At 70.3% G+C, this 16,756-nt stretch carries 16 protein-coding genes; 12 read left to right on the top strand and 4 right to left on the bottom strand.

Going from position 1 to position 16,756, the window contains the following annotated elements; translation table 11 throughout:
* Window positions 1-119 precede the first annotated feature (119 nt).
* Window positions 120-689: a 3'-5' exonuclease gene (locus ABZT06_RS16340; protein ID WP_355740670.1), complete on the bottom strand. Its 570-nt coding sequence runs from the start codon at window positions 687-689 to the stop codon at window positions 120-122.
* Window positions 690-951: 262 nt separating this feature from the next.
* On the opposite strand from ABZT06_RS16340, the gene ABZT06_RS16345 reads away from it, so the two are divergent.
* Window positions 952-2,976, top strand: a complete 2,025-nt coding sequence (locus ABZT06_RS16345; RefSeq protein WP_355740863.1) for a DUF1996 domain-containing protein — start codon at window positions 952-954, stop codon at window positions 2,974-2,976.
* A gap of 372 nt (window positions 2,977-3,348) precedes the next feature.
* On the top strand, window positions 3,349-4,521 hold the full coding sequence (locus tag ABZT06_RS16350; protein WP_355740672.1) for a serine hydrolase domain-containing protein: 1,173 nt from the start codon (window positions 3,349-3,351) through the stop codon (window positions 4,519-4,521).
* 26 nt (window positions 4,522-4,547) lie between these two features.
* On the opposite strand, the gene ABZT06_RS16355 is transcribed toward ABZT06_RS16350, so the two are convergent.
* Window positions 4,548-5,474 (bottom strand): GNAT family N-acetyltransferase, encoded by a 927-nt coding sequence (locus tag ABZT06_RS16355; RefSeq protein WP_355740674.1) that lies wholly within the window; start codon window positions 5,472-5,474, stop codon window positions 4,548-4,550.
* A gap of 458 nt (window positions 5,475-5,932) precedes the next feature.
* On the opposite strand from ABZT06_RS16355, the gene ABZT06_RS16360 reads away from it, so the two are divergent.
* The 9 genes from ABZT06_RS16360 (at window position 5,933) to gap (ending at window position 13,560) form a co-directional block, all read left to right on the top strand.
* Window positions 5,933-7,120 (top strand): ATP-binding protein, encoded by a 1,188-nt coding sequence (locus ABZT06_RS16360; protein WP_355740676.1) that lies wholly within the window; start codon window positions 5,933-5,935, stop codon window positions 7,118-7,120.
* A complete protein-coding gene (locus ABZT06_RS16365; RefSeq protein ID WP_053853026.1) occupies window positions 7,117-7,518 on the top strand; it encodes a roadblock/LC7 domain-containing protein in 402 nt (133 codons plus the stop codon). Before ABZT06_RS16360 ends, ABZT06_RS16365 begins: the two co-directional genes overlap by 4 nt.
* Window positions 7,515-7,892 carry a DUF742 domain-containing protein gene (locus ABZT06_RS16370; protein ID WP_007386762.1) on the top strand — a complete coding sequence of 126 codons (378 nt, stop codon included), beginning with the start codon at window positions 7,515-7,517 and terminating at the stop codon, window positions 7,890-7,892. The genes ABZT06_RS16365 and ABZT06_RS16370 overlap by 4 nt, the downstream gene beginning before the upstream one ends.
* On the top strand, window positions 7,864-8,472 hold the full coding sequence (locus ABZT06_RS16375) for an ATP/GTP-binding protein (RefSeq protein ID WP_007386763.1): 609 nt from the start codon (window positions 7,864-7,866) through the stop codon (window positions 8,470-8,472). The genes ABZT06_RS16370 and ABZT06_RS16375 overlap by 29 nt, the downstream gene beginning before the upstream one ends.
* A gap of 52 nt (window positions 8,473-8,524) precedes the next feature.
* Window positions 8,525-9,883, top strand: coding sequence for a cytochrome P450 (locus tag ABZT06_RS16380; RefSeq protein ID WP_355740680.1), 1,359 nt, complete (start codon window positions 8,525-8,527; stop codon window positions 9,881-9,883).
* Window positions 9,884-10,015: 132 nt separating this feature from the next.
* Window positions 10,016-10,987 (top strand): aminoglycoside phosphotransferase family protein, encoded by a 972-nt coding sequence (locus ABZT06_RS16385; RefSeq protein ID WP_355740682.1) that lies wholly within the window; start codon window positions 10,016-10,018, stop codon window positions 10,985-10,987.
* A 55-nt stretch (window positions 10,988-11,042) separates the two neighbouring features.
* Window positions 11,043-11,471, top strand: coding sequence for an OsmC family protein (locus ABZT06_RS16390; RefSeq protein WP_355740684.1), 429 nt, complete (start codon window positions 11,043-11,045; stop codon window positions 11,469-11,471).
* Window positions 11,472-11,491: 20 nt separating this feature from the next.
* Window positions 11,492-12,448: a helix-turn-helix domain-containing protein gene (locus tag ABZT06_RS16395; RefSeq protein ID WP_355740686.1), complete on the top strand. Its 957-nt coding sequence runs from the start codon at window positions 11,492-11,494 to the stop codon at window positions 12,446-12,448.
* A gap of 113 nt (window positions 12,449-12,561) precedes the next feature.
* On the top strand, window positions 12,562-13,560 hold the full coding sequence (gene gap, locus ABZT06_RS16400; RefSeq protein WP_355740687.1) for a type I glyceraldehyde-3-phosphate dehydrogenase: 999 nt from the start codon (window positions 12,562-12,564) through the stop codon (window positions 13,558-13,560).
* A 7-nt stretch (window positions 13,561-13,567) separates the two neighbouring features.
* Here gap and ABZT06_RS16405 read toward each other — a convergent pair whose 3' ends face one another.
* Both ABZT06_RS16405 and ABZT06_RS16410 read right to left on the bottom strand, forming a co-directional pair.
* Complete coding sequence (locus tag ABZT06_RS16405) at window positions 13,568-14,755, bottom strand: acyl-CoA dehydrogenase family protein (protein ID WP_355740688.1); 1,188 nt, start codon at window positions 14,753-14,755, stop codon at window positions 13,568-13,570.
* Window positions 14,756-14,880: 125 nt separating this feature from the next.
* A complete protein-coding gene (locus tag ABZT06_RS16410; protein WP_355740690.1) occupies window positions 14,881-15,573 on the bottom strand; it encodes a TetR/AcrR family transcriptional regulator in 693 nt (230 codons plus the stop codon).
* 56 nt (window positions 15,574-15,629) lie between these two features.
* Between ABZT06_RS16410 and ABZT06_RS16415 the strand changes: the two genes are divergently transcribed.
* Entirely contained in the window at window positions 15,630-16,751 is a 1,122-nt protein-coding gene (locus tag ABZT06_RS16415; RefSeq protein ID WP_355740692.1) for an NAD(P)/FAD-dependent oxidoreductase, read from the top strand.
* The last annotated feature ends 5 nt before the right edge of the window (window positions 16,752-16,756 follow it).

Raw genomic sequence — 16,756 nt, forward strand, 5'->3', positions numbered from 1 at the left:
GTCATCGGGCTGAGTTCCGCTCCCAGCGCCGCGAGCGGACGGACCTCCTGAAGAAGGCTCCAGGCCACGGGGACGAGATCGGGTTCCTCCCGCAGCTCGCGCAGGAGCGACGTGCTCGCTCACTCCCCGGGCCACGCGCCCCGCCCCGCCAGATGCAGCACGAGCGCCGCGATGTTCCACGCGTCGTCCTCACCGCGGTGATGCCGTCCTTCGAGCGGCAGCCCGGCCCTCCCGAGGGCCTGCGCCATACCGGGGCGCTTGCGCAGGCCGTGCGCCTCGGTGAAGACCGCCTTGGCGTTGGTGTGGCGACGGCCGAAGGGATACGGCGTCCTCGTGGCCCCGCACTGCCGGGCGAACTGATGACGGTCGTAGTCGCCCCAACTCGCCCACGGGCGCGCACCGGAGGCGTGCTCGGCGGCGAGCAGACGGCAGGCCTCCCCGAACGGCAGCCCCCCGTCGACCTCGTCCTGGGTGAGGCCGGTCAACTCCGTGCAGAAGTCACTGATTTCGGACCGGGCCGGCCGCACCAGGATCCGGTGCCGCGCGACCCGCTCGGCGCTCGACAGGTTCACGACCGTCAGCCCGATCTCGATGATCTCGCCGACCGCGCCCGGCGGAGGGGAGCCGGGCCGGCAAGTGGCTTCGACGTCCACGACGTTCAGGAGGCGCCCGGTGCCCGCGCTGTTCATGACGAGAACCGTAGGGGCGCAGATGTGTGCGAGTCACCTCGTTTCCCTGCACAGAGGTTCGGGAGGTGGTGGTGGAACCCGGTGTTCCGTATGAGAGTGCTGTGAATTTCCGAGTCGCTTGAACACGGGGGGCCCGCCGTCCGTATGGGGCGAGGGATTTGCATGCCCGGAGAGCCGACACGCGCAGGAGTATTCCGTGGGACGCAGCAATCGCAGACGACCGACAGGCGCACGACGTGCGACCTTCGCCGCAGTGGCCCTGATGCTGGGGGGTGGTGGCCTGGTCGCGGCGAACGTGTACGCCTCCGCCACGGAGAGCGGCACGCCGCAGCAGACGTCGTGGGGGGCGGTCACGATCGACTGCCCGGACGTCGGCGACACGCTCACCAGCGTGCCCGACGCGTCGAGGGCGGACGTCGACAAGGAACTCGCCCTGCTGGACCAGCAGATAGCCGAGGCATACCAGCAGCTCCAGGACCCGTCGGTCACGGACCGCGAGTCCGCGCAGAGCCGTATCGTCGACCCGCTCCAGGAGAACCGCGCCGCCACGATCGACCGCATCACCGCCGCCCTCGAACGTGCCGGGGCACAGCAGGACGGTCTCGGCGACATGGCCGACTGCACCCTGCGCCAGACCGAGAACGAGAACGGCGATGGCCAGGACCAGGGCGATCAGCAGGGCGACGGTCAGAACCAGGACGGTCAGAACCAGGGCGGTCAGGGCCAGGGCGACCAGCAGGGGAACGGTCAGGACCAGGGCGGTCAGCAGGGCAACGGCGGCCAGGCCGGCAACGGCCCCGTCGCCGCGGACTACGCCGACATCAACAGCGCTCCGCCCGCCGCACAGGCGCCGCCGGCTCAGGGCGACGCCTCCCGCGGTACCTTCGTCACCAGCTGCGGTGTGAACGCGAACGGGCTGTTCAACTCGGACAACGTCATCGTGGCCCCGGGTGTCTCCAACGGTGCCCACCACTTCCACGACTACGTCGGCAACCAGTCCAACACCGCCTTCGCGAGCGACCAGGACCTGGCGAACGCCCAGACGAGCTGTGCCGACCAGGGCGACAAGTCCACGTACTACTGGCCCGTGATCCGGCTCCAGAACGGGACGCAGGAAAAGGATGCCGCCAAGCCCGGTGGCGGCATCGAGGGCAACGCCGGCCAGATCGTCACGCCGAAGGAGGTGACGCTGACGTTCGTGGGCAACCCCCGCAGCAAGGTCACCGCGATGCCGCGGCTGCTGCGCATCATCACCGGCGACGCCAAGGCCTTCGTCAACGGCACCGCCAACGCCAACGCGTCCTGGAGCTGCACCGGGTTCGAGGACCGGCAGCTGAAGGACAAGTACCCGCTGTGCCCGCAGGGCAGTGACGTGGTGCGCACCTTCAAGTTCCAGAGCTGCTGGGACGGGCGCAACATCGACAGCGCCAACCACCGCACCCACGTGGCGTTCGCCCAGAACGACGGCACCTGCCCCGAGGGCTTCCAGGCCATCCCGCAGCTGGTCCAGCGGATCGTCTACGGCGTCGACGCGCCGAGCCTGAACGACGGCGGCCGCACGACTCCGCTGTTCGCGGTCGACTCCTTCCCGGAGCAGCTCCACAAGCCCGTGACCGACCACGGCGACTTCATCAACGTCTTCGACGAGAACCTGATGAACGAGATGGTCGGCTGCATCAACGACGGCCGTAAGTGCGGCGCGGGCACGGGCCAGGACGATCCGGGCAACGGCGGCGGCAACGGCAACAACAACGGAGGCAACGGAGACAACAACGGCGGCAACGGCAACGCCGGCGGTGACAACGGCAACGGCTCCGCCCCGGACCCCGGCGCCAGTCAGGACCCGGCTAACGGGAACGACGACGGGAACGGCTCCGAGGAAACCCCCGGGAACGGCAACGGCAATGGCAACGGCGACGAGCCGCAGCAACAGCCCACGCAGACCGCCGAAGCTCCCGCGGGCGACCAGACCACCGCCCCCGCCGACAACGAGCCGAAGACCTTCAGCTCACCCACCGCCCACAGCACGACCGCCCCATCGCCCGTGAACGGGAACGCGAACAGCAACAGCAACGACCAGGCGACCCAGCCCGCTCCCCAGGACGACACCACCACCGACGCCCCCGGTGCCGTCGCCCAGCCCCCGGTCGCCGCACAGCCCGAACCTCAGGGCAACCAGAGCAGTCTCGCCGAGACCGGCACCCAGTTGTGGCCGGCGGCACTCGGTGCGCTCCTCCTGATCTCCGGCTTCGTTCTGCTACGACGCACCAGCCGCCGTTCGATGTGACATCGACCGGCACGAGCGAGAAGCAGGGGTGACGGTCCGCCGCGCGGCTCCACCGGCGGACAGCCACCCCTGCTCAGCCCGCGGGGGCAGAGCGGGTGGGGGACTCCGGCCGACATGGCATCTCGAAATCGACGTGGTTATTCTGGATCCGGGAAACCGAATTCGGACCGTACCCCCGGCGGCCGCCTCGGGTGATGCTGTTGTACCTGGAAACCGAGCTGAACAACGGCGACTGCTGATCCAGGGGGGGTGAATTCGCGGCACCACCGCGTGGCCCTGCCACGGGTCCGTATGCAGCAGCACGGGAAGCAGGCGACCGTGGCTCCCGGTGAGGCTCGACGGGCCACGATGTCCCCACCTTCGGGAGCCCGCATGTCCCTCCGCCGATCCCGCCTGCGAGCGGCATCCGTCCTCGCGGTCTGCCTCACCGCCGGTCTCACCGCACTGCCCCCGGCGACGGCCGGTGCCGCCGCCGACCCGTCGGGCGACCAGACGCTGCAACGCCAGCTCGACGACTTCGTGCACCGGCCGGGCGGCCCGCCCGGAGCCATCGCCGTCCTGCAGACCGAGAAGGGGACCCGCGTGGTGCGCGCCGGTGCCGCCGACATCCGTACGGGCCGGCCGCCCCGCCCCGACGACCACATGCGCATCGCGAGCACGGCCAAGGCCTTCAGCGGGGCGGTGGCCCTCACCCTGGTCGACCACCACGCTCTGCGCCTGGACGACACCCTGGGCAAACGGCTTCCCCGACTCCCCGCCGCATGGCGGTCAGTGACGCTCCGTCAACTCCTCAACCACACCAGCGGTCTGCCGGACTACTCTCGGAGCGAGGGGTTCATCAACGAGCTGCGGGCCGACCCCCACCACCACTTCGACTCCCGGCGCCTGCTCGACTACGTCGCCGGCGAACCCCTGCTCTTCAAGCCGGGCACGCAGTACCGCTACTCGAACTCGGACAACATCGCCGTAGCGCTCATGGCGGAGGCGGCGACCCACACGCCGTACGAAAACCTCCTGCGTGAACTCGTCTACGCGCCGCTCCGGCTGCACTCCACCAGCCTGCCGCAGGGGAGCCGGATGCCGAAGCCGTACCTGCACGGTTACGACGTGAGCTCGCCGGCGCGTCCGGAGGACGTCAGCGAGGTCATCGGCATGTCGGGTGTCTGGGCCTCCGGAGGCATCGTGTCCACGCCGGCCGACATGACCCGCTTCATCCGGGGCTACGCCGGCGGGCGGTTGTACGGCAGGACGGCCGTCGAGCAGCAGCGGCAGTGGGTCGAGGGCGCGTCCGAGCCCGCCGGACCGGGCCGCAACTCCGCGGGCCTTGCCGTCTTCCGGTACGAGACGCGATGCGGCGTCGTCCTCGGCCATACGGGCAACACGCTCGGTTATACCCAGTTGATCGCGGCCACCCCCGACGGCCGCCGTTCACTGACCTTCTCGGTTACCGCCCAGATCACCCGATCCGCCGATGCGGAAGGGCTTCAGGAAATGCGCGCCGTTCAGGAGAACTTCGTCTGCGCATTGCTGCGCGGAACGAATTGACGGCGGTTTCTGACGGTCATACGCATTCAACTCACGATGATTTCCCAGGTGTCCACGGCGTAATGCACCGACATTCCGTGGCGCGCGTACAACACGGGGGCCCCGGTGGCGTTCTCGGTGTCCACGCCGAGCCCCACGGTGTCCCGGCCCCGGGCCGCGAACGCCGCGAAGGCATGCCGCAGCAGCAGCCCTCCGAGGCCCCGGCCGCGGGCCTCGCGGACGACTCCGACACTGCGGATCCATCCCATGGCCTCGCGGTCGTCGCGGGCGATCAGGAAACCGACGTCCCCGAGGTCCTCGGTGGAGACGAGCCACACCAGGGACCAGTCGAGCCGGTCGGCGTGGACGTCGTGCAGCCACTGCTCGTACGGGCGCGGCTGGAAGTCGAAGTGCTCGGCGAAGGAGGCCTGGTAGAGGGCGTACGCCTGCTTCCGGTCCGCCTCCTGGGCGCAGGGCCGCACCCGTACGCCCGCGGGCGGCTCGGGGGGCAGGTCCTCGGCGGCCCGCAGCGCACGCTCCAGCACGTGATAGCGGCGTACGACCGACCAGCCGCGCGCCCGTATCAGCGCGAGGTCGGTCGTGGGCGCCGAGTTGAGGTGCAGATGGAGTACGGCCTTCGGGGCGCCGTTCGCCCGGGCCTTCTCCAGTGCCCTGGTCTCGACCGCCTCCAGGAGGAGTTCGCCGGCCTGCTGGTGGTCGGGCAGCACGTAGTGGTCGGCGTCGATGCGCTCGCCCTTCGAGTCGTCCCACACCAGGGCGTACGCCACCAGGCGCGATCCGTCGAAGGCGAGCCAGGAGTCACGGTCGAGGTCGACCCCGGGGTGCCCGAGGTCGGACTCCACCGTGTGCAGATCGGTCTCGGACCGCCCGATCTCGATCCGGTCGATCGCGTTGAGCAACTCGGTGACGGCCGGCGCGTCGGTGGGCGCGGCGGCGCGCAGGAGATAGGGCATGGGGCAAGGGTCCGGGGCGGGCCCGGTGACCGCAAACGAGTTTTCCCCGAGCGGGGGGAAAGCGTTCTCACGGCCTTGGTAGGCTGCGCGACGATCATGAAAGGGTGGCCGGAACAGGGGCTTGCCCGTGGAACGCCGCCGTGGCGACCAGCGCCCTGACATGTCCGCCACCCGTCATCGCCCCGTCGGGCCGATGAGTCCTTTGCGGGTTCTTTGTGGAGAGTCGTCAAGTGTGGCCCCTGGTACGCCTGTTGACACTGTGGCTCCTGATAAGATCATTACACTTTTCAGTAGGCTGATGACGCGTCATACGCGCGTACGGGGGACAGCCAAAACGGCCCCATCGTGAAGGAGTGACGGTTGGTCCGCCGGTAGGTCCGCGCCGCACGGCGGCGGGCGTCTCCGGGGGTCCCATGCACGGTCAGTCTCCCGACGCGAGGCGACTTGAAGAGAGTCTCATGACGTCATTGTTCGAAGATCCACTCCTGTGGGTCCTGCTCGTGATACTCATCGCTGCGGTTTTCGCAGTGATGCGCGCACGGAGAACCAACATCCAGCTCCGCGCGAACAACAACAAACTGCACGGCGACATGGCGAGTGTGCGAGGTCAGCTCGCCGAGCTCCAGACGACCTACTCCTCGGTGAGCGCACGGCACGCCGCGGACCTGGAAGAGGTGCGCAAGGACGCCGAGTCGGCGACCAAGGCGACCCTGAAGTCGGCCGTCGGCACCCTGGCGACCCTCGCCGAGGAGCAGCTGTCCCTGCTCGACGGACTCCAGCAGAAGTACGGCGACGACCACGCGGTCCTCGCCGACCTGATGCTGGTCGACCACACCGGAAGCCAGTTCAGCCGCCGTACCAAGGGCATCTCGGTGCTCTGCGGCGGCTGGCTCGGCCGCCGTGACCGGGACGCCTCGGTGTACGACGTCGCCCGCAGCGCCCAGGGGCGGATCCGTGACTTCGAGCGGGTCAAGGTCCACTCCCAGGCCAGCGTCGCGATCACCAGCCGCGCTGTAGAACCGGTCGCCATGGTCCTGGCCGAACTGCTGGACAACGCCACCAAGTACAGCGCCCCCGGCACCCCCGTCGAGATCAACATCCAGGCCGTCCCCACCGGGATCTGCCTGATCGTCGACGACGCCGGTCTCGGCATGGACCAGGAGACCAAGGCCCGCGCCGCGTCCCTGCTGACCAGCGGCGGTTCCGTGGACATCACGAGCCTCGGCGACCCGCCCAAGTTCGGCTTCGCCCTGTCCGGGAAGCTCGCCGCCCACTACGGGTTCCACGTCTCCGTCGACGCGGTCTCCCCCTACGGCGGTGTGCGTGCCGTGATCCGGGTGCCCGAGAACCTCCTGACGGCGGACGTGCCCGCACCCGCACCCATCGAACTCGACGAGCACGAGGGGGAGCCGGCGGCGGCCAAGCCGACCCCGGTCGCCTCCCTCGTCGTCGGACAGACGGCCGGAGGCCTGCCCAAGCGCCGTCGCCGCCGCAACGGCGCCGTCTCCGTGGTCGCCACGCCCAGCGCGGACGCACCCGACCTGGACGCGGCCGGCGAAGAGACTGCCTCACGGCTCAAGGCATTCGCTCGCGGAACCCTGCTCGGGCGGGACTCGGACAACACGGAAGGAACTCAGAACCAGTGAATCCCGACCTGTCGTGGGTGCTGAACGACGTGCTCGAGGTACGCGGAGCCCGGCACGCCATCCTCGTCTCGGCGGACGGCCTGCTGATGCAGCGGTCCGACGGCATCGTCCGTGACGACGCCGAGCGGAACGCCGCCGCGATGAGCTCCCTGCAGTCCCTGTGCCGCAGCGTCGCCCCGTTCGTGGGCGGCGGCAAGGGTCTCTGGAAGCAGACACTGATCGAGTTCGACGGCGGATGGATCTTCCTCATCGCCGGGGGCAGCGGCTCCTACCTCGCCGTCTCGACCGCCCTGGACGTCGACATGGAGGCCATGTCGATCCGGATGCAGAAGACGGTGGGCGCGCTGACCAAGGCGATGAGCGCCACGCCCCGCCAGCACACCGGCGTAGACGCATGACCTGGCCAGGCGAGGACGCTCCGGTAACCAGCGACTTCGTCCGCTCCTACGTCATCACGGGCGGCCGCCGTCTCCCCTCCGACGACGACCTGGCCCTGCACACGCTGGTGTGCCTGGCCCCCGACCGGACCCTGCCGCTCGGGGCCGGACCCGAGGTACGGGCCATCTGGGAGCTCTGTTCGGGCGGCTACCTGTCGGTCGCCGAGGTCGCCGGGCATCTGGGACTGCCCGTCGGCGTGGCCCGACTGCTGCTGTCCGATTTATTCGAACAGGGGCACCTCCTGCGCCGCGCTGAACCGGCCCCCGCCCAGCACGTTCCCCGAGCGATACTCGAGAAGGTTCTGCATGGACTCGAAACCCTCAACATCGGCTGACCCCGGGGCGAACGGCTCCATCTACGTCTCCGCCGACGTGACCACCGCCGCGAAGATCCTGGTGGTCGGACACTTCGCCGTGGGCAAGACGACCTTCATCGGGTCCTTGTCGGAGATCACTCCGCTGCGCACCGAGGAGAAGATGACGCAGGCGTCGATGCACGTCGACGACCTGCGCGGGGCACCGGAGAAGGCGACCACCACCGTGGCGCTGGACTTCGGCCGGCTGACCCTGAGCGACGAGCTGGTGCTGTACCTGTTCGGCACCCCCGGACAGCAGCGCTTCATGCAGCTGTGGGAGGACATGGCCCGCGGCGCGCTCGGCGCCCTGCTCCTCGTCGACCCCTCCCGGCTGGAGGAGACGTTCCCGGTCATCGACCTGATCGACGAGTACGGCCTCGAGTACGCGATCGCCGTCAACACCTTCTCGCAGACCAGCCACTTCGAGGAGGACGAGATCCGCGAAGCCCTCGACCTGCTTCCGGACACTCCCGTCATCTACTGCGACGCCCGCGACCAGCGCTCCTCCGCCCGCGCCCTGATCGCCCTCGTGCGTCACCTGCTCGACCGCGCCGCCTGAACCACCACCCCCCGCCCGGACCGAACGGTCCGGGCCACCAAAGGACACAGACATGGACGTTCACGACACGGCCGCCACCGGTGCGGCCAGATGCCCCATGTACGACGGCTCCTTCGCCGCCGACCCGCAGAAGGTCTACGACTACCTCCGCGCGCACGGCCCCGCCGGCCCGGTAGAACTGGCCCCCGGCGTGGACGCGACGCTCGTCGTCGGCCATGAGACGGCCCTGCGCGTGCTCCAGAACCCCAACCTGTTCGCGCGCGACGGCCGCCGCTGGACCGCCCTCAACGACGGCCGGGTCCCCCTCGACAGCCCCGTCCTGCCGATGATGGCCTACCGGCCCAACTGCCTGTTCACCGACGGCGCCCAGCACCTCAGGCTGCGCAAGGCGGTCACCGAGAGCCTCGACCGCCTCAACGTCACCCGCATCCGCCGGGACGTCGAGCCGATCGCCGCCTACCTCATCGACCAGTTCAGCGAGCGGGGCCGCGCGGATCTGATCAACGACTACGCCAAGCTGCTGCCGCTGCTGATGATGAACAAGCTCTTCGGCTGCCCCGCCGCCATCGGCGACCGGGTCACCAGCGCGATGGCGGACATGTTCGACGGCAAGGACGCGCTGAAGGCGAGCGACGAACTCACCGCCTGTTTCATGGAGCTGGTCTCCCTCAAGCGCCGCGAGCCCGGTGACGACATCACCTCCTGGCTGGTACAGCACCCCGCGGGCCTCAGCGACGAGGAGCTCAAGGACCAGTTGGTGATGCTGATCGGCGCCGGCGTGGAGCCCGAGCGCAACCTCATCGCCAACTCCCTGCTGCTGCTCCTGGACCGGGACGGCGAGGACGGGCCGAGCATGCAGATCGAGGACGCCCTCGACCACGTCCTGCTCAACAACCCGCCCATCGCCAACTACGCGACGCACTTCCCGCTCCAGGACGTCGACCTCGGTGGAGTGGTGGTTCAGGCGAACTCCCCCCTGGTCATCAGCTTCGCGGGAGCCAACAGCGACCCCGCGCTCGCCTCGTCGGGCCAGGCGCACAGCCGCGGCGCCCACCTGGCCTGGGGTGCGGGCCCGCACGCCTGCCCGGCCAAGAGCCCGGCCCAGGTCATCGCGGTCACCGCCATCGAGTTGATCCTCAACGCGCTTCCCGACCTGGTCCTGAGCGTCCCGGCCCAGGAACTGGAGTGGCGCCCGGGCCCGTTCCACCGCGCCCTGGCCACCCTGCCCGTCCAGTTCAGCCCCACCCCGGCGACCAGGATGGCGTCGGCGTACGGCGTGCCCACCGCTCCTCGCCCGACCGTCGTCCAGCAGCCCCAGCAGGCGGCGCGCGTCCCCGCCCCCGCACCCGCGGCGCAGAAGCCGGCCAAGAAGGGCTTCTGGAGCAGCTTCCTCGAGATCTTCCGTGTGTGACGGCTTAGCACCGCCCGGCCGGTGCCGGAGAGAGGACTGACGGCTTCACAGGTCCCCTCTCCGGCACCGGTGTTCGTTCACGACGTACGCCTTGTACGCTTCGCCAACCGGGCGAGAAGGACGGGGAGTTGCATGCGGAGTACGGGCGAGTTCATCGCGGATGCCTATGGACTCGGCGCAGGGACCTGGTCGATGACGCCCGTCACCCGCGGCGCCCTGGGACAGATCTGGAAGCTCTCCGGGAACGGCACCGCGTGGGCGGTGAAGGAGCTGCTCTTGGAGAAGGACGTCCCGGACGTCGGCGCCGAGTCCGCACTGCGCGGCGCTGCCGAGGCGCTGGGCATCTCCGCGCCCCGTCTCCTGCCCGACCGCACCGGCGCCCATGTCGTACGGCTCCCGGAAGGTTCCTGGGTGAAGCTGTACGACTGGGTCGAGGGCACCGCGGCCGACCCCTCGGACCCGGAGACGCTGAGCTGGTGCGGCCGTACGCTCGCCCTCCTGCACAAGGCGGGAGAGGACGCGAGCGGGACTCCGAGCGACTGGTACGAACGCTGCAACCCGGCCTCCGACTGGGCGGAACTGCTCGGGAAGGTCGAGCGGGCCGGCCTGTCCTGGGCGGCGGAGCTGGGCCGGTTCGTCGCCACGACGGCCGTCGAGCTGGCCCGGCACGTCTCGCCGTCGCGCCCCGGTGACGTAGTGACCTCCCATCTCGACATGCGGCCGCAGAACGTCCTGGTCGGACCAGGCGGACCGGTCCTGCTCGACTGGGACAACGCAGGGCCCGTCTCGGCGGAGCGTGAACTGGCCCGTGCCGTCTACGTGTGGTCGGGCGGCAACCGCTTCGACGCCGACGCGGCACGGCGCCTGGCGCGTGCCTACCGGGACGCCGGAGGTCGCGCGGCGATCAAGGGTCTGGACGCCTTCTCGATGCTCTTCGCGACGGACCTCAACTACGTCTACGCACAGGCCGATTGCGCGGTCGATCCGACGGTGACCGCCGAGCAGCGCGCGTTCGGCGGCCGTGAGGCCGTGGCCAAGCTGCGCGGCCTGCCTGACGTCGCCGCCGTCTCGCGGCTGACGGAGGCGCTCGAGGGCGAGTGGTGACGCGAGGACTTCGGTGCGGTCATCAAGGACAGCACCTGGCACTAATGTCCTCGGCATGAGCGAAAATTCCGCGCGGTCCGTCACCGTCGAGCGCACCAGCACCGGACACTTCGTCGCCACCAACATCCGAGGCGGCACGATCAGCTTCGGCACCGGATCGGACAGTGAGTTCACCCCGGTAGAACTCCTCCTCGCCGCCCTCGGCGGCTGCACGGCGGTCGACGTCGACCTCGCCACCAGCCGCCACGCCGAGCCCGCTGCCTTCTCCGTCGTGGTGAGCGGCAACAAGATCAACGACGAGCTCGGCAACCGGCTGACCGACCTCGCGGTCACCTTCGACGTCACCTTCGCGGACGGCGAGGGCGCGGACCGGGCCCGTACGATCCTGCCCCGGGCGGTGAAGACCTCCCACGACCGCCTGTGCACGGTCAGCCGCACGGTCGAGATCGGCACGCCCGTCACCGCGACCGTCGAGGACGCCTGACCTCTGCGTAGCCTGTCCCCGTGTCCGCCTCCCGCCTTCGCCGCGTCGCCGTTCTCGTCCTCGAAGGCGCGAAGCCCCTGGACGTCGGGATCCCCGCGCAGGTGTTCACCACGCGCGCGAGCATGCCGTACGAGGTACGGCTGTGCGGCGCGGCGCCGGGGCTCGTGAGCGGCGGGGACGGACTGTCGTACCACGTGGCCCATGGTCTGGAGGCGCTCGCGTGGGCGGAGCTCGTCTTCATCCCTGGCTACCGGTTCCCGGACCGCGAGGATCCGCCGCCGGCCGTCGTCCAGGCGCTGGTCGCCGCCCACAGCAGGGGCGCGCGGCTCGCCGCCATCTCGACCGGCGCCTTCGCTCTGGCCGCGACCGGCCTGCTCGACGGCCGGCGCGCCACGACCCACTGGCACTACACGCGGGCTCTCGCGGCGAGGCATCCGCACGTCCGGGTCGACGAGAACGTGCTCTTCGTCGACGAGGGCAAGGTGCTGACGTCGGCCGGCGCCGCCTCCGGTATCGACCTGTGTCTGCACATCCTGCGCGGTGACCTCGGGGTCGCCGCGTCGAATCACGCGGCCCGGCGCCTGGTCGCCGCCCCTTACCGCAGCGGCGGTCAGGCGCAGTACGTGCCGCGCAGCGTGCCCGAGCCGCTCGGTGAGCGCTTCGCCGCCACCCGGGAGTGGGCCCTGCACCGACTCGACGAACCCCTCACCCTCGACCTCCTGGCGCGGCAGGCCGCGGTCTCGGCGCGCACGTTCTCGCGCCGCTTCGTGGAGGAGACCGGATACACGCCGATGCAGTGGGTCATGCGCGCCCGCATCGACATGGCCCGCGAGCTGCTGGAGCTCTCGGAGCGCGGTGTCGAGCAGATCGCCACCGACGTGGGGCTCGGCACGGGCGCGAATCTGCGGACGCACTTCCAGCGGATCCTGGGGACGACGCCGAGCGAGTACCGGCGCACGTTCACCCGGGGCGAGTAGTTCCGCCCCGGGCAAGGCGCTTGGCGCGATCCTTTTGAACCATGGCGATCGCGCCACTGTCAGCGGCGGACGCCGCGCGCGAGCCTGGTGGGCATAGGGAAGGGACACCATTCATGACTCGCATCGCCATCAACGGATTCGGCCGCATCGGACGCAATGTGCTGCGCGCGCTCCTCGAGCGCGACAGCGCCCTGGAGATCGTCGCCGTCAACGACCTCACCGAGCCCGCCACCCTCGCGAGGCTGCTCGCCTACGACAGCACGGCCGGCCGCCTCGGCCGCCCGGTGACCGTCGACGGGAACACCCTGGTCGTCGACGGCCGCCGCATCACCGTGCTCGCCGAGCGCGAACCGGCGCAGCTGCCCTGGGCCGAGCTCGGCGTCGACATCGTGCTGGAGGCCACCGGGCGGTTCACGTCGGCCAAGGCCGCCCGCGCCCACCTCGACGCCGGCGCGAAGAAGGTCCTGGTCAGCGCACCCTCGGACGGCGCCGACGTCACGCTGGCGTACGGGGTCAACACCGACGCCTACGACCCGGACGTGCACACGGTCGTCTCCAACGCCTCCTGCACGACCAACGCGCTCGCGCCCCTGGCCTCGGTGCTCGACGAACTCGCCGGGATCGAGCACGGTTTCATGACCACGGTGCACGCCTACACCCAGGAGCAGAACCTCCAGGACGGCCCGCACCGCGACGCCCGCCGCGCCCGCGCCGCCGGCATCAACATCGTGCCCACGACGACCGGTGCCGCCAAGGCGATCGGGCTCGTGCTGCCGAACCTGGACGGGAAGCTGTCGGGCGACTCGATCCGGGTCCCGGTTCCGGTCGGTTCCATCGTCGAGCTCAACACCACCGTCGCCCGCGACGTGACCCGCGAGGACGTGCTCGCGGCGTACCGCTCCGCGGCCGAGGGGCCCCTCGCCGGCGTCCTCGAATACTCCGAGGACCCGCTGGTCTCCTCGGACATCACGGGCAACCCCGCCTCGTCGATCTTCGACTCGGCCCTGACCCGCGTGGAGGGCCGCCATGTGAAGGTCGTCGCCTGGTACGACAACGAGTGGGGCTTCTCGAACCGCGTGATCGACACGCTGGAACTCCTGGCCAACGGCTGACCGGCGTTCACAGGAACGGCGTACCGGGATCCAGCCCGGACAACACCCTGCCGTACAGCTCCAGATTGGCGGCAGGGTTGACGAAGGAGTGCAGGTTCAGGGCGTTGAGGTCCCGCACGGCACGTTGGACCGGCACTTCCAGGTGCAGCGACGACGCGCCCGAGGCGGAACCGATCAGGTCCACGGCCTCCTTGCACAGCCGCGCCACGTAGCCGCTCTGGGCGCGCATCCGAGCCCGTTCCCCGGGCGTGTAGAGGTTGCCGTCGGCGACCCGGGCGTCGATCAGCGAGATGAAGTCGTCGGCCAGCAGTTCGGCGCAGGAGATCTTCATCGCGGCCTCGGCGAACTGCAGATGTGTCACCGGGGCCTCGTGCTGCCGCTCGTAGAACGTGTAGGTGATGCCTCGCTGATGGATGCGCTCACCGAACTCCGCCAGCGCGGCCCGGGCCGGCCCGAGGGCGCCGGCGGCCGTCCAGGCGCAGAACAGCAGGAGGACGGGCATGCCGTAGAAAGGGTCGGCGCTGTTGCGCCGAGAGGGGAAGGAGCCGCCCAGCAGCGGCCCCAGCGGCAGCACACGGTGGGCCGGGACATGGACGTCATGGGCGACGACACTGTTGCTGCCGCTCCCGGCCAGACCGGAGACCTGCCAGTCCTCGAGCACGTCGAGGTCTGACATCGGAATGGCCGTCCACAGCAGATCCGGTGGGCGGCCGTCCCCGGAGTGCGAGACGGCGGTCAGCAGATGCCAGTCGGAATCCTGGCAGCCGGTGGCGAACGGAGAGGTCCCGTCGACCACGTAACCGCCGTCCACCGGACGGGCCTTCGCCTTGGGGACGAGGGTGCCGCTGACCCGTACACCGGGGCCGGCGAAGATCTCGTCCTGCGCCTCGTCCGGGAAGAGCGCCGCGATGAACGCGCACCCGGCCTGGATCAGCGCCGTGAACCCGGTCGACCCGCACGCGGCGGAGACCTCGCTCAGCACGTCGACCTGCGTGCGCACCGAGGACTGGTAACCGCCGTACCGGCGGGGCACGTTCATGCGATGGACCCCGGCCTCCGTCAGGGCCGCGACGACCTCGCCCGGCACCCGGCGTTCCTGCTCCGTGCGCAGGGCGTGCGAACGGATGAGAGGCTGCAGTTTCCGTACACGTTCGACGAGTTCGGCGTCCGAGTTCGGTGCGGATGAACCGGCCAAGGCGAGACCTCCGGGCCCGATTGCGCGGGAGAACCCTCACCGTGACGCCGAACCTGCCGGGTGTCAACGTCCCCTTCAGGCCGTGGTGTTGCTGTGGCGCCGTAGCGGGGGAGACTGGCTGAGCGTCACGTCGACGGCCGGGTGAGCTTGGCGGCCACGGCGTCGAGGACCCAGTCCAGGCCGGTCGCGAAGGATGTCTCGGCGTCCACGTGCGTGCCGTCGTACACGGCCTTGGTCAGCGCCGGGAAGCGGCCCGTGGCCAGCATCCTCGTCACATGCGGGCCGGAGGCGCGCTGCCAGTCGCGCTTGGACAGGCCCGTGCTGCGCTCGGCCCGCAGGTTCGCGATCTCGCGCCTGATCGAGCCGATGACGTAGGCGCTGACGGTCTCCACGGCGCGCATGGCGGTGTCGACGTCGGCGAGGCCGTCGAGGGCGGCCAGCTTGGCCTCGGTCACGGCGAGGCCGTTCGGGCCCAGGGTCGGACGGCCGCCGAGCAGGTCGCCCAGCCATTCGTGACGGAGCGCGGCCTGCCTGGTGCGGCAGGCGAGGACGTACAGCGCCGCCCGCCAGTCACCGGCCTGCTCCTCGGGGAGGATCTCGGCCTGGACCTCGTCCACCATGAGGTCGAACAGCTCCTCCTTGGTGGAGATGTATCCGTACAGCCGCATCGGGCCCGCGTCCAGTCGGGCGGCGACCTTGCGCAGCGACACCGCCTCCAGGCCGCCCTCGTCGGCCAGCGCGACGGCGGCGGCGACAATCCGCTCCCGGTCGAGCGGCACGGGGCGAGCCGGCGGCTCCGGCCGGTCCCACACAGTCATTGGTCATCACCGTTTCTGCTGCGATGCATCGCATTGGAGCAATACAGTGTATCGATATGAGACACCATATCGCCGTCATCGGTGGCGGACCTGCCGGCCTCACCTTCGCCCGTGTGCTGCACCGCCACGGATACCCCGTCGCCGTCCTCGAGCGCGATCCGGCCCCCGACGCCCGCCCCCCGGGCGGCACGCTGGACCTCCACGAAGGGCTGGGCCAGCTCGCGCTGGACAAGGCGGGGCTGCTGACGGAGTTCCAGGCGCTGTCCCGGCCCGAGGGGCAGGCCATGCGCATCCTCGACACGGACGGGACGGTTCTGCGCGACTGGTCACCGCGCCCGGACGACCGGGCCAATCCCGAGATCGACCGCGGGCACCTGCGCGACCTGATGCTCGGTCCACTCGACGTCCAGTGGGGCCGGGAGGTGACGCAGGTGGTGCCGGGGAAGGACCGGGAGGGCGCCCTGGTCCGTTTCGCGGACGGGCGGCAGGAGACCTTCGACCTCGTGATCGGCGCGGACGGCGCCTGGTCCCGGACCCGCCCCGCGGTCTCACCCGTGATACCGCACTACACCGGTGTCACCTCCTTCGAGACCTCCCTCGACGACGTCGACACCCGCCACCCCGACCTCGCCCGGTTGATCGGCGACGGCTCCGTGGCTGTCTACGGCGTGAACCGCTCCCTCACCGCCCAGCGCAACAGCGGTGGTCACGTCAAGGTGTACGCCAAGTTCCGCGCACCGCTGGACTGGAACGCGAACCTGGACATGGCGGACGTCGAGGCAGTGCGGTCGAGCGTGGCGGCCCTGTTCGACGGCTGGGCCGCTCCCGTCCTCGACCTCCTCCGCCACGGCACCTCGTTCATCCATCGCCCCCTCTACGTCCTGCCCGTGTCCCACACCTGGACCCACGTCCCCGGGGTGACGCTCCTGGGCGACGCCGCCCATCTGATGCCCCCCTTGGGGGCGGGCGCGAACCTCGCGATGCTGGAAGGCGCCGAACTCGCCGAGTCGCTCGCCAACGGCCCCGGAGACCTGGACGAGGCCGTCCGCGCCTTCGAGGAACGGATGTGGGCACGGGCCGGCAGGTGGGCGAAGATCACGACGGCCGGTCTGGAACGCCTCGTGAGCCCGGACCCCGCCGAAGCCCTCGCCCTCTTCGACGAGGTCCAGCCATCCTGACGGCC

Origin of the sequence: Streptomyces sp. NPDC005483 (genome assembly GCF_040606035.1) — a bacterium.
Classification (GTDB): Bacteria; Actinomycetota; Actinomycetes; order Streptomycetales; family Streptomycetaceae; genus Streptomyces.

Coding starts and splice junctions, on each gene's coding strand:
- ABZT06_RS16380 (WP_355740680.1), top strand. CDS start 8,525: ATGGACGTTCACGACACGGCCGCCACCGGTGCGGCCAGATGCCCCATG.
- ABZT06_RS16390 (WP_355740684.1), top strand. CDS start 11,043: ATGAGCGAAAATTCCGCGCGGTCCGTCACCGTCGAGCGCACCAGCACC.
- ABZT06_RS16370 (WP_007386762.1), top strand. CDS start 7,515: ATGACCTGGCCAGGCGAGGACGCTCCGGTAACCAGCGACTTCGTCCGC.
- ABZT06_RS16350 (WP_355740672.1), top strand. CDS start 3,349: ATGTCCCTCCGCCGATCCCGCCTGCGAGCGGCATCCGTCCTCGCGGTC.
- ABZT06_RS16355 (WP_355740674.1), bottom strand. CDS start 5,474: ATGCCCTATCTCCTGCGCGCCGCCGCGCCCACCGACGCGCCGGCCGTC.
- ABZT06_RS16415 (WP_355740692.1), top strand. CDS start 15,630: ATGAGACACCATATCGCCGTCATCGGTGGCGGACCTGCCGGCCTCACC.
- ABZT06_RS16340 (WP_355740670.1), bottom strand. CDS start 689: ATGAACAGCGCGGGCACCGGGCGCCTCCTGAACGTCGTGGACGTCGAA.
- ABZT06_RS16375 (WP_007386763.1), top strand. CDS start 7,864: ATGGACTCGAAACCCTCAACATCGGCTGACCCCGGGGCGAACGGCTCC.
- ABZT06_RS16410 (WP_355740690.1), bottom strand. CDS start 15,573: ATGACTGTGTGGGACCGGCCGGAGCCGCCGGCTCGCCCCGTGCCGCTC.
- ABZT06_RS16360 (WP_355740676.1), top strand. CDS start 5,933: ATGACGTCATTGTTCGAAGATCCACTCCTGTGGGTCCTGCTCGTGATA.
- gap (WP_355740687.1), top strand. CDS start 12,562: ATGACTCGCATCGCCATCAACGGATTCGGCCGCATCGGACGCAATGTG.
- ABZT06_RS16385 (WP_355740682.1), top strand. CDS start 10,016: ATGCGGAGTACGGGCGAGTTCATCGCGGATGCCTATGGACTCGGCGCA.
- ABZT06_RS16345 (WP_355740863.1), top strand. CDS start 952: ATGCTGGGGGGTGGTGGCCTGGTCGCGGCGAACGTGTACGCCTCCGCC.